The organism is Pseudomonas sp. KH_021, assembly GCF_057838865.1.
In genome coordinates, this window is the sequence record NZ_CM174477.1 from 2,781,864 (window position 1) to 2,794,060 (window position 12,197).

Annotated in this window: 7 protein-coding genes; all 7 read left to right on the top strand. The window is 61.9% G+C overall.

The annotated features are described in order from the left end of the window. Positions 1-73 precede the first annotated feature (73 nt). The 7 genes from AC3IX4_RS12900 (at position 74) to AC3IX4_RS12930 (ending at position 12,177) form a co-directional block, all read left to right on the top strand. Positions 74-1,699, top strand: a complete 1,626-nt coding sequence (locus tag AC3IX4_RS12900; RefSeq protein ID WP_489260896.1) for a fatty acyl-AMP ligase — start codon at positions 74-76, stop codon at positions 1,697-1,699. 49 nt (positions 1,700-1,748) lie between these two features. Then, positions 1,749-2,003 carry an acyl carrier protein gene (locus AC3IX4_RS12905; protein ID WP_489260897.1) on the top strand — a complete coding sequence of 85 codons (255 nt, stop codon included), beginning with the start codon at positions 1,749-1,751 and terminating at the stop codon, positions 2,001-2,003. A gap of 15 nt (positions 2,004-2,018) precedes the next feature. Further along, positions 2,019-8,195, top strand: a complete 6,177-nt coding sequence (locus AC3IX4_RS12910; RefSeq protein ID WP_489260898.1) for an amino acid adenylation domain-containing protein — start codon at positions 2,019-2,021, stop codon at positions 8,193-8,195. A gap of 47 nt (positions 8,196-8,242) precedes the next feature. After that, on the top strand, positions 8,243-9,919 hold the full coding sequence (locus tag AC3IX4_RS12915) for a class I adenylate-forming enzyme family protein (protein ID WP_489260899.1): 1,677 nt from the start codon (positions 8,243-8,245) through the stop codon (positions 9,917-9,919). A gap of 32 nt (positions 9,920-9,951) precedes the next feature. After that, positions 9,952-10,656: a cupin domain-containing protein gene (locus AC3IX4_RS12920; protein ID WP_489260900.1), complete on the top strand. Its 705-nt coding sequence runs from the start codon at positions 9,952-9,954 to the stop codon at positions 10,654-10,656. Positions 10,657-10,728: 72 nt separating this feature from the next. Further along, positions 10,729-11,664: a TauD/TfdA family dioxygenase gene (locus AC3IX4_RS12925; RefSeq protein ID WP_489260901.1), complete on the top strand. Its 936-nt coding sequence runs from the start codon at positions 10,729-10,731 to the stop codon at positions 11,662-11,664. Between the two features lie 12 nt (positions 11,665-11,676). Further along, positions 11,677-12,177, top strand: coding sequence for a GNAT family N-acetyltransferase (locus tag AC3IX4_RS12930; protein ID WP_489260902.1), 501 nt, complete (start codon positions 11,677-11,679; stop codon positions 12,175-12,177). Positions 12,178-12,197: the final 20 nt, after the last annotated feature.

A 12,197-nucleotide genomic window follows, 5' to 3' on the forward strand; every position in this document is an offset into this window, starting at 1 on the left:
CTAGCCGTTGATGAATTGGACCTCCTTGGTTTCAAGGAGGGTGTGCGGAAATGGAATTTCTGGGAGGCACAAAGTGCAGCATTTTTACCAATCGCTTTATCGGCACGCCTGCGAAAAATCCGATGCGATCGCCTATCGGTTTTTCGAGGGTGGAGGACGGGCTCCGGTGGAGCTCACGTTTCGCCAGGTCTTCGCCCAGGCATCGGCGCTCGCCGCCTGGTTGCAGCACTTGGAGCTGCAGGGTGAGCGGGTTTTGCTGACTTGCAAGTCGCAGCAGAGTTTCACCCTCGGTTTCTTCGCCTGCCTGCTCGCTGGCAGCGTGGCCGTTCCCGCCCCAGTTGCCCGCCGAAAGGGCCATTCCGGTCGTCTGGAGACCCTGCTTGCCAGTGCGCAAGTACGTGGGGTGATGTGCGATACCGACGAACTCGAATTGGGAGATGACCTCCAGTACATCGACATGCGCGCCTGGCACGTCGCTCAGGGTTTGGCCTCGCCCGACTGGGTCGAGCCAACCATTGATGCGCAGAGCGTGGCGTTCCTGCAGTTTACCTCCGGCTCGACCTCCGAGCCCAAGGGTGTGGTGGTCACCCACGGTAACCTGATGCACAACTGTGCGGTGATCGTCGAGGCGATGGGATTCACTCCCGCGTCCTCAATCCTGACGGCATTACCTCTTTTTCACGATATGGGCCTGATCGGCGGCGTGCTGGTATCGATGTACGTTGGCTGCATCGGCAACTGCATGCAGCCGGCGGAGTTCGTACAGTTTCCCGAGCGCTGGCTGCGGGTCATATCCGACTACGGGATCACCATTAGCGGCGGCCCCAATTTCATGTACGAACTGGCCGCTCGCAATATCACCCACGAGCAACTGGAGCATTGCGACCTGTCGCGCTGGCACGTCGCGTTCTGCGGTGCCGAGCCCATTCGGCCAGGCACCATTGAGCATTTCACGGCGCGTTTCGCAGCGATTGGTTTCCGGCCCCAGGCCTTCTATCCCTGCTATGGCATCGCTGAATCCACGTTGTTCGTCACTGGCAAGCGTCTCGATGCATTACCGAAGAGCTGCAGCCATCAGGGCCGGCCGGTGGTCAATTGCGGCGTTGCACGGTGCGGCACCCAGGTGCGAATCGTTGATCCGCAGACCCATGCGCGCCTGCCCGAGTTGCAGGTGGGTGAGATCTGGGTTGCCGGGCAGAGCGTGGCAGCCGGTTACTGGCGCCACGCTGAATTAAGTGCGCAAGTATTCGGCGCGCGCCTCGACGGGGAGCCGCAAACGTACCTGCGCACAGGTGACCTGGGCTACTTGAAGAACGACGAATTGCACCTGGTCGGACGCCTGAAGGATCAACTGGTTGTCTACGGCAAGAAATACGCGCCGAATGACCTCGAGGCTGAAGCCCAAGCCAGCCACGAAGCTCTGCGCGAGGACGGCGGTGCGGCATTCGTGCTGAATGACGAAGACGGCGACAAAGTCCTCCTGGTGTTCGAGCTCAAGCGTGAGTGGTTGCGGCGTCCTGCCGAGTGGCAGCAAGTGGACAGCGCTGTACGCCAGGCGGTCAGCGCCACCTTTGGCGTCGCGCTCGAGGAGCTGGTGCTGATCAGGCCCGGCAGCCTACCACGCACGTCCAGTGGCAAGGTGCGGCGGCACCAGTGTCGTCTAGATTACCAGTCGGGCTCGCTCCAGCGGGTCATCTGAACACGGCCGTGCGTGCGGTCAGTGAATCTATCTGTCAACAGGGAATGTCATGACTGAACTTGAGCAGCGCCTGCGCGATGCGTTGGCATCGTTGCTGGCTATTGAGCCAGCCCACATCTGCATCACCGCACCATTCGACGAGCTTGGAGTCGACTCTCTGATCGCCCTGCGTTTGGCCCGCCAGGTGTTCGACCTGACGGGCATCGATATTGATATCGAATGCATCCTGGACAACCCGTCGATCGATCGGCTGGCGGGTCATTTAAATGCGTGTCGCGACGCTGTCGCGACTGACGCAGTCTGATCAGAGGCGTATGTCGTGAACGTGTCGCTTGCCCCCGGAGATTGGTTCCCCCTTTCGTTCGTCCAGCGCAGTCGCTGGTTCATCTACCGTATTGATCCTGCCTTGCGAGGGCGGCAGAACAACGGTTTCGCCGCGCGCGTGCTGGGCCATCTCGCGCTCGACGCTTTACGTGAAGCCATCGAGTACTTGGTGGCGCGCCATCCCGCGCTCAGAACCTGTTACCGGGAGCGTGATGGCGAACCCGAGCAATGTGTGGCGACGAGCTTGCCAGTGAGTGTGAGCGAGCAGTGGGTCGAGTCAGGGGACGCCACCGCGCTCGAACACCAGATTGCCGCAGAGTTCGCCAGGCCGTTCGATCTGACCGGCGAAGCGTTGCTGCGCGCCAAGCTCTATCGCATCGATGCAAGCGAAGCGGTGCTGGTCTTGACTTTCGACCATCTCGCGGTGGATGTCTGGTCCTATTGGCTGCTCATCGATGAGCTGGGGCGCCATCTGCAAGAAGGTGCGCCGACGCAGCCGCTCACTGCGCGCACGACCTATCGCGACTTTGTGCAATACCAGCACGACTGGCTGGAGAGTGCTCGGGCCCACACTCAACTGCGCTATTGGCAGGAGCAACTAACAGCACCGTTGCCGGTCCTGGCGTTCGCACCCGAGCAGTGTGAATCCGAGGTCAAGGACACGCCCCAGCAACGGCTTGCCATCGAGCTTCCCGCCACGCTCAGTGAGTCGCTTCGTGCATTGTCGGCAGCCCATGCGTGCACATTGCATGTGACCTTGCTGACGGCTTACGCGCTACTCCTGCAACGCTACTTCGGCGAGGACGACCTGATCATTGGCGTCCCCCTGCCGGGGAGAACCGAGCAAGCCTGGGATCAGGTGGTGGGCGACTTCGTCAATCTGCTGCCGCTGCGCATTCGGCTCGCGCCCCAGGCCACTGTCGGCGAGCTGTTGCGCCAGATCAGGCGCACGGCGATGGGCGCGCTGGCGAATCAGGACTATCCGTTTTCGCGGTTGGTCGAGCGGCTGTGCACTGAGCGTTCCGCGACGTCCCATCCACTCTTCCAAACGAGCTTCACTTTCCATAAAGCGCGTCACGGCCAAGCAGCAGGGCTGATGGCCTTCACTGCGAGCGACGCCGTCGTGCAGTGGGGCGGTGTCGCGCTAAGCACGTTCCCGCTCCAGCAGTCCGGCATGGGGGCGTCACTGCCGCTGGCTCTTGAGACCCTCGATGTGCCGAGCGGCATCCGTTGTGATTTCAAATATGCACCGGGGCATTTCGATGCCGGCACGATGACCCATATGGCCGAGCACTTTGTGTGCCTTCTGCAGTCGATGGTCAGCGCTGGCGATCGATGCGTCGGCGAACTCGACATGCTGCCGCCTGCGCAGCGTCAGCAGTTGCTGCAGACCTGGAACGACACGGCGTCACCGCAGGCCAGCTATTCTATCGCCCAATCGTTCGAGCTGCAGGTCAGGCACACCCCCGACCGACTGGCGCTGTGCCACGAGGGCGTTGGGATGACCTATGCGCAGCTCGACGCACGGGCCAATCGACTAGCGCACTATTTGATCGAGCAGGGTGTTGGCGCCCCGGACTTGGTGGGGCTGTGCGCCGACCGTGGCTTTGAGTTGCTGGTCGGGGTGCTCGGGGTTCTCAAGGCCGGCGCGGCCTACCTGCCTTTGGCCCCGTCCTATCCCACCGATCGTCTGGCCTACATGATCGAGGATGGTCGGCCACGGCTGTTGCTGACGCTGGAGCATCTACGGTCGACCGTGGCGGCGATTGCCGGCTGCCCGACGATCTTCTGTCTCGATGCCCAGGTGGTCGTGCTGCAGCACTTCGCAGCGTTCGCCCCACAGCGAGTGGAAGATCCGGCCAACCTGGCCTATGTGATCTACACCTCGGGCTCCACCGGCAAGCCCAAGGGTGTGGCGATCACCCAGAGCGGAGCGGTCAATCTGCTCGCCGCGTTGCAGGAGCGTGTGTACGACACGCTTGGCCATGGGGCTAACTTGCGTGTTGGCATGAACGCTTCGATTTCGTTCGATGCCTCGGTGCAGCAGTGGCTCATGCTGCTCAAGGGCGCCACCTTGTATTTTGTGCCTGAAGGCATTCGGCATGACCCGCACCAGTTGGCAGCGGTAGTTGGTCCCTGGCAGCTCGATGTCCTGGACTGCACGCCAGCGCAATTACCATTGCTGCTGGCCGCCAACGACCGCGTGCCACTGGCCCGCTGCCTACTGATCGGCGGTGACGCGATCAATCAAAAGACCTGGCGTAACCTGCGCAATCGAGAAGAGCTGCGCAGCTTCAACCTTTACGGGCCTACCGAGGCCACTGTCGACACTTTGATCTGCGATATCCGTGCAGCGGGAAATACACCATCACTGGGAAGGCCAATTCGCAACGTCTGTGTGTACCTGCTGGATCAGACCTTGAACCCGGTCCCGGTAGGCATCGTCGGTGAACTGTATATAGGCGGCGCGGGCTTGGCACGGGGCTATCTGCGTCGTCCGGGGCTTAGCGCTGAACGCTTCGTGGCCGACCCGTTCAGCGCGGCGTCTGGCGCACGGATGTACCGTACAGGCGACCTTGGCCGCTATCGGACCGACGGCCACCTCGAATACTTGGGACGTATCGACCATCAAGTGAAGGTACGCGGCTATCGCATCGAGTTGGGCGAGATCGAGGCGGCGCTGGCGGAATTGCCTGAGGTAAGTCAGGTCGAGGTGATGGTCAAGGAGGACCGCTTCGGTGACAGACAACTGGTGGCGTATCTGGTGCCTGCTGCGGGTCAGTGCTTGCCGCAGCACGACGCGCTGCGCGCGTTGCTGCTGCGCAGCCTGCCCGAGTTCATGGTGCCGGGGCGATTCGTCGTGCTGCCGGCCCTGCCTCTGACCGCCAACGGCAAAGTAGACAGAAAGTCACTGCCGGCGCCCGACCCACGCGAGCAGGCGGCGGGCTATGAGGCGCCGGTGAGCGAAACAGAAAGGCAACTGGCGGCTATCTGGGGCGAGGTGCTCAAACGCGAGCAGGTCGGGCGCGATGATGACTTTTTCGACCTGGGAGGGCACTCGCTGCTGACCACCCAAGTAGCGGCGCGAGTACGCGAAGTGTTCAAGGTCGAGCCGGCACTGCGTGTGCTGTTCGAACACACCCGGCTTAGTGCACAGGCCGCCCTGCTGGACGGTCAGGGCACGGAGCACCAGTTGGCGCCGTTACCGGAACTGGTGGCAGGACCGCGCCCAGCAAGACTGCCGCTTTCGTATGCGCAAGAGCGCCTGTGGCTGCTTGAACAGATCGAGACCATGGGCTCGGCTTACAGCATCAGTGGTGCGATATGTATCACCGGCACGCTGGACGATAGAGCGTTCGAGAAAGCCATAAATGAAATCGTCCGACGCCACGAATCGCTGCGCACACGCATCGTGGCTGATGAGGAGTTGATCGAGCAGATCATCGCGCCGCCGCACTTGTTCTCGCTGGAGCGTCAGGACCTGACGAGCACTCCGCAAGATTTGCGTCGCGAAGAGGCTGCCCGGCGCGTGCGGGACGTGGCGCAGCTAGGTTTCGACCTAGCGAACGTCCTGCCGTTTCGCGTCGCGCTGATACGCTTGTCGGACGAGGAACACATAGCCGTCGTCAGCATGCACCACATCGTCTCCGATGGCTGGTCGCTGGGCGTGCTGGTTCGCGAGCTGGGCGCCTTGTACGTGGCGTACCATGAAGGGCGGCCTTCGCCCCTGGCTGACCTGCCTGTGCAGTACGCCGATTTCGCCCTCTGGCAACGTACCTGGATGCGCGACACGCTGCTCGTCCAGCAGGCCGACTACTGGAAGACCGTGCTACGCGGCATGCCGACGGGGCTGAACCTGCCCCTGGATCGCCCCCGGCCGCCGGTGCAGAGCTATCAGGGTGCCAAACAGCACTTCGTGCTACCCGCCGAGCTCACCCAGCGCATGACGACGCTGGCGGGTTCGCACAAGGCCACGCTGTTTATGCTGCTGCTGGCAGGCTTTCAGCATGTCCTGGCGCGTTGGAGCGGCCAGGACGATATCGTGCTCGGCACCCCTGTGGCCGGCCGTACCCATCGTGTGGTCGAGGGGCTGATCGGGTTCTTCGTCAATGTCCTGGTGCTGCGCACGGATCTGTCGGGGGCGCCCAGCCTGCGGCAGTTGGTCGAGCGGGCCAAGGAAACTGCGCTACAGGCTTACAGTCATCAGGACCTTCCCTTCGAGCGTCTGGTCGAGGAACTCAATCCGCCACGCGACCTGTCGCGACCGCCGATCATTCAGGTGATGATTAACTCTATTCCTGCCGCTAACCGCCCAGAAACCCTGGAACTGCCTGGCTTGTGCGTCGAAACTTTGCAGGCCGGCGAGGTCAGCGCCCGCTACGAACTGATGCTGCGCGTGCAGGAGGAGGGCGACCGCGTAGTGTGTTCGCTCGAATACGCGACTGACCTGTTTGACGCAGCGACTATTGCCTGGCTGGTCAAGCACTACTGCTCGATCCTCGAGCAGGGCGTGGCCGAGCCAGATCAGCCGCTGGTTGAGTTCGTCCTGCCCGGTAGCGACCTGCAGCTTTCATCAAGAGCGGTGAGGCAGGGCAGGGCGGTGCAGAGCGTCGATCAATTGTTCGCCATACAGGTCAGGCGCGATCCGGCGGCGATCGCGTGCGAGTACAGCGGTGGTGGGATCCGATACGACAACCTGGACGCGTGGGCCAAACGGGTGGCGCGCTATCTGCGTGCCAGCGGAGTGGCGCCGGGTGCGACGGTGGGCCTGATGCTGCTGGCCGACCCACTCATCGCGGCGGCGTTACTGGGCATATTCAGCGCCGGTGCGGTCTGCCTGCCTCTGGACCCGGCCTACGCCGATGAGCATCTGCGCCAGCTTGCGCAGGAAGGCAAAGCCGTGTTGACGCTGGGCGTTCAAGGGCGCGCGGCGGCCCTGGCGCGCCCAGGCTGCCCGGGTATTGAGGTGATGCAAGCAATCTCGGACCTAGGCCGTGGGCCTGTCAATGCGAGCGATCCGCCACCGAGCGCGGACGCTGTCTGTTGCCTGTTCCCAACCTGGAGTGAGCAGAGCCATCGCCGGCTGCTGACGATGACCCATCGAGGCCTGGCGCAGCAGTTGGCGGCGATGGTCGAATGTCGCGCCCGTGGTGAACTGCCGCGCAGCGTCGATGGCGCCGCGCCGCTGTGCGACATGCTGCTGCCGCTGGTGTCGGGTGCCTGCCTGTATCTAGATGAGTGCAAAAGCCGGATACCACCGGTGCAGGTTTTGTCCTATGGCCTCATGCGCCAGTTCGATCATTCGCCCATGAACGTCGAGGCACCTGCCCAGGGACAGGCGATTCCTGGCGTGAAGGCCTACGTGCTCGATCCCAACCTGGCGTCCCTTCCGCCGTGCCTGGTGGGGGAGGTGTATGTCGATGCCGCGTCGTGGACCCAGGGCTACCGGGGACCTACCGAGCACGATGAATTACTGACGAGCCCAGCGTTACCAGGAACGCGGCTGCTGCGCACCGGCATGCGCGGGCGCTGGCGAGCGGACGGCCATTTGGAATACGTCGGTAGGCCCAACCACACCTGGGTCGACGGACAGCACGTCGACCTCGTAGAAATCGAGGTGGCGCTGCGCGCCCACCCACGGATCGATGACGCCCTGGTGATACGCCGTGAGGATGCGGCCGCGCCTCGTCTGGTGGGCTACGTGACTCTGGAGGATGGCGCGACGCTTGCGCCGACGGAGCTGGCGTGGCGCGAGGCGCTGGAACAGCGCCTCGCTGTGCACCTGATCCCATCGGTGGTGGTGCTGGAACGCCTACCGCGCACTGCCGATGGAGCTATCGACTGGCACGCGTTGCCAGCGCCAGGCCGGTTGGAGGAGGCGCGTACGGCACTCCAGACACCGGTCGAGCGCGAATTGGCCAGGCTGTGGGCCGAAGTGCTGGGCGTCGAACAGGTTGGAATGGAGGACAACTTTTTCGACCTGGGTGGGCATTCCTTGCTGGCGACCGTCATTTCGTCGCGGATTCGCCAGGCATTCGGAGTTGAGCTGCCGCTGCGCACCTTGTTCGAATCCGTGACCCTGCGCGCGCTGGCCTTGCTCATCACACAGGCCCAGCAGGCCCTGGCCGACGTGGTGGCGGATGGCTCCGACGAAGAGGAGGGCAACTTGTGAGTGCCACTCTAGCGCGATACACCTGATTTCATATGGAGAAATGACCAATGTACACACCCCGATCGACTGCACCCTCGGTGCAATTGCATACCGAATCGCGCAGATATCTCGCCGTAGATCCGAGCCAAAGGCTGATCGCTCGCACCACCTTGGCACAGGTTCTGGCCAGCCTGACGGCGAGCGAACTGAGTAGGCCGGCGTTGACCAGCTACGAAGGTGAGGCCTTGGCCCAGCACTATTCGTATGCCGAGTTGCTCGTGCAGATCCGCGGGCTGGCGTGCTGGTTCGCTCAAGCGCAAGGGGTGAGGCGTGGCGAGCGGGTGGTGGTGCTGTCGAGCAATGGGCCGCAGGCCTATGTCGCCCACCTGGCGCTGATGTCGATTGGCGCGATAACCGTTCCGGTGAGCAATACCGAATCGTTGCAGGTGCTCAAGGTCATCATCGAAAAGGTCCAACCGCATCTGCTGGTCACAGGGCGCGATGTTGCCTCGGAGCTCACGCAGGTCGAAGGGCAGGTGACCCGTGCGTTGCCGTCGTTGCCGCTTTCGCCGACGACCGAGGACGCAGGGTTCATCTGGCCGCAGGCGGATGTCCAGCCCGACGACCTCGCCGTGATTCTGTTCACCTCCGGCACCACCTCGGTACCAAAAGGGGTGTGCCTGAGTCATTACAACTTGATGCTGAACGCCGAGGGATTGAGTCGCGTGCACAACCTCGCCGAGCACCCGGTGCATATGTGCGTGCTGCCGCTGTTTCATGCCAATGCGTTCGGCTTCTCGATGATCACCTCGCTGTATGCCTCTAATCATGTGCTGCTGTGTGCGGGGCTGCCGGGCACGGGGGTGTGGTCAATCCTACGTGAGCATCGTGTCAACATCATCTCGCTGGTGCCTGAGATCATCCGCGTGCTTGCGAGCTGTCCGACGCCTCGAGCCTCGCTGCCCGATCTGCGCTACGTGGTGTCGGCGGCGGCACCGTTGCCCAAGGTCGTGGCCCAGGCGTTCATGAGCAGCACCGGCATCGACATTCATCAAGGCTATGGCTTGAGCGAGTGCGTGAACTTCGCGGCGGCCGTGCCTTGGAACGTGGGCGAAGCCGATTTCGCGCGCGCGTGCACGCACTGGCAGGTCCCCAGCATCGGGCCGGCGGTGTTCGGTTGCGAAATCGACATCGTGCGCGCCGATGGCACGTCGGCGAGCGGAGAAGAAGAGGGCGATATCGTCATCAGTGGCCATACCCTGATGCTCGGCTACTGGGATGAGCCGGCCGCCACCGAGGCAGCCTTGGGCGACGGCTACCTACGTACCGGCGACTTGGGCTTCTTCGCCTGGATCGATGGGCGGCGCTACATCTTCGTCACCGGACGCAAGAAGGAAATCATCATTCGTTACGGCGAAAACCTGTCACCGCTGGTCATCGAAGCGCAACTCAATGCGCTGCGTCAGTTTGGCCGCTTTGCGGTGAGCGGATTCGCCAACGAAATGGCCGGTGAAGAAATCGGCCTGTACCTGCACTGCGAGCGTACACCAGAGACCGAGCTCAGGGTGCTGGAGCGCGTGCGCTCCTGCACCACCCGCTATCGGCCAAGGGTCATTCTGTTTGGTCGTGAACCGATACCCGCGACATCGACGGGAAAGGTCAAGCGAGCCTTGCTGGCAGCCCGGTTCGTTGCCTATGAAAAACGCATCTGCGGCAACGATCCGATTGTCGGCGTTATTGCATGAACGCAATGAGTTTATCCACCAAGGAAGACAAAATGGAAAACAACCCAAGCTTCATCCCCTACCCGCTGGCCCATGGACTGCTGTCGAGCATGGGGGGCGATGCATATCCCACTCAATTGTGGGGATGCTCCCATGACCACTTGCTGTTGCCGGCCACCGGAACCCACTTTGGTTATGTCTACGAAGGGACGCTGGTTCTCGAGCATGCCTCCGGTACATTCAACATTCATGCTGGCATGTACTTCTCCGCACCAGGCCGTGTGGTGCTGCACGGTGACGGGTCCGGCATAGCCATCACCCGCATTGGCTACGACGGCTTCTTTAATATCGGTGGCCCGATCGAAGCCCGTGGCCGCCTAAAGTACATCGACGGCTGCACCGACTCACTGCTGATCCCGCCGGTCATGATGGGCGACAGCTGCCTCAACCTGCTGTACTTCCCCATCGGTATAGATCAGACCCTGCATACCCACCCTTCGATGCGGGTCGGCATGATCATTCGTGGCCGGGGTGAATGCATCACTCCCGGTGGCGTAATCGCCCTGGAGCCAGGGCGGGTATTCGTCATTCCGGCCGAAGGCAAACATGGCTTCCGCACGGGGGGCAGCGATATGTCAGTGATTGCATATCACCCCGACAGTGACTTTGGCCCCACCCATGAATTCCATCCGATGATCAACAGAACCATCGTCGATGGGGTCTCGGCCAATTCCATCGATGAGATCAAGACCAAGTAAGACAGATGGCCACTTCAGGGCGTGCTTGCCTCGCCGGGCAGGCATGCTTGTCGTTATCAAGAGGGATGAACAATGAAAACAAGCCCGTTGCGCAATGACTATGGCGTCATGGTCGAACCGCAGTCTCTCGTCATACGATTGGTCGATCTGGATCACTTGCAACTCAAGCACTTGCTCAAAACACAGGGCGTCGTGCTGCTGCGAGGGTTCGATATCAGCATCACTGAATATGAAGCGTTCACCCTGAGGTTCGCGCACAAGATGATCCCCAACCGCGAGACTTTCGTCATTCCCAACAGCGGCTATCGGGATCGCGAGGACGTCAGCGGCGATAGCCTCACCGCGACGGTGAACCTGCACAAGGGACCGATAGGCTGGCACAGCGAAGACTGCCACTTGCCTACCAGCCCCCACCTGCTATTCCTCTATTGCGAACGCCCGCCCTTGCGCGGCGGTGCCACGCTGCTGACCGATGGCATCGAAGTCTTCTCCCAATGCGACGAGGTCATTCGCGAGTTCCTCGCCTGCCATTCACACCTGCACACCTGGACGCGGCCGCCAGAGTTGGTTGCCAAGATGCTCGGGGTTGCCCCACAGGACGTCAAAGGGGCGATCAGCCGCCTAATCGACGGCATGACCAATGGGCAGAAGCTGGAAGTTGAGTTCACCCCGGAGCAGATAGTGGCGAAATTTACCGAACCGTTAGCGCGCACCCCAAGGTGGTCGATGCACAAGGCCTTCTGCAACCGCATCCTGCTCTATCGCGTGTTACGCCAGGCCAATCTGCGCGAAGGGGCTGCATCGAGCGTGGTCGAGCCCATCCCTGGCGAGGATTTCGAGAACATGCTGCGTGTCATCGACAACCTGGCTTACCTGAGTGCCTACCATGTGCATTGGCAGCGGGGTGATCTGGTGATGTTCGACAACACCCGCATCATGCATGCCCGGGGGCCCATCCTGGATCAGCAGCGCAGGATTCTGACGCGCAGTTGCATCGCGAACTTCTAAGGAGTGGCCGGCATGATCATTCGTGAAACCGATATCCAGGACTGGGAACGTTTGAAATCGATCCGACTGCAGGCGCTTTCCTGTTCGCCCACCGCGTTCGGCGTCAGTCATGCGGACGCCGTCAAATACAGCGATGAGCGCTGGAAGAGTCTCGCCTCGGCACAACAGACACCGTATTTCTGGTTGGCCATCGACCACGATCTGCCGGTCGGGATGATCGGCGGTGGCATCGATCGAAGGCGGCACTTCAACTTGATCGGCATGTGGGTCAAGCATGAGCTGCGGGGCGGCGGCGTTGCCCAGTGCCTGGTTGAGGTACTCAAGTCGCGCGCCTTGGAGCTTGGCTTCGAGCGCATCGTTCTGGGCGTATCTCCCGACAACGCACGCGCCGCGAACTTTTACAAACGGCAAGGTTTTGCATTTATCGACGAGTTCGAATGGCTGACCAGCCATCCAGACATCAAAGTGCAAACCATGGAGTGGATCGACCCTGCGCGCAGCGAAGCGCCGTAAAGCGGGGCGAAACACGGCTC

Bases quoted from the DNA above. Each gene is read 5' to 3' on its own strand.
- AC3IX4_RS12905 (WP_489260897.1), top strand. From the start codon at position 1,749: ATGACTGAACTTGAGCAGCGCCTGCGCGATGCGTTGGCATCGTTGCTG.
- AC3IX4_RS12915 (WP_489260899.1), top strand. From the start codon at position 8,243: ATGTACACACCCCGATCGACTGCACCCTCGGTGCAATTGCATACCGAA.
- AC3IX4_RS12920 (WP_489260900.1), top strand. From the start codon at position 9,952: ATGGAAAACAACCCAAGCTTCATCCCCTACCCGCTGGCCCATGGACTG.
- AC3IX4_RS12925 (WP_489260901.1), top strand. From the start codon at position 10,729: ATGAAAACAAGCCCGTTGCGCAATGACTATGGCGTCATGGTCGAACCG.
- AC3IX4_RS12930 (WP_489260902.1), top strand. From the start codon at position 11,677: ATGATCATTCGTGAAACCGATATCCAGGACTGGGAACGTTTGAAATCG.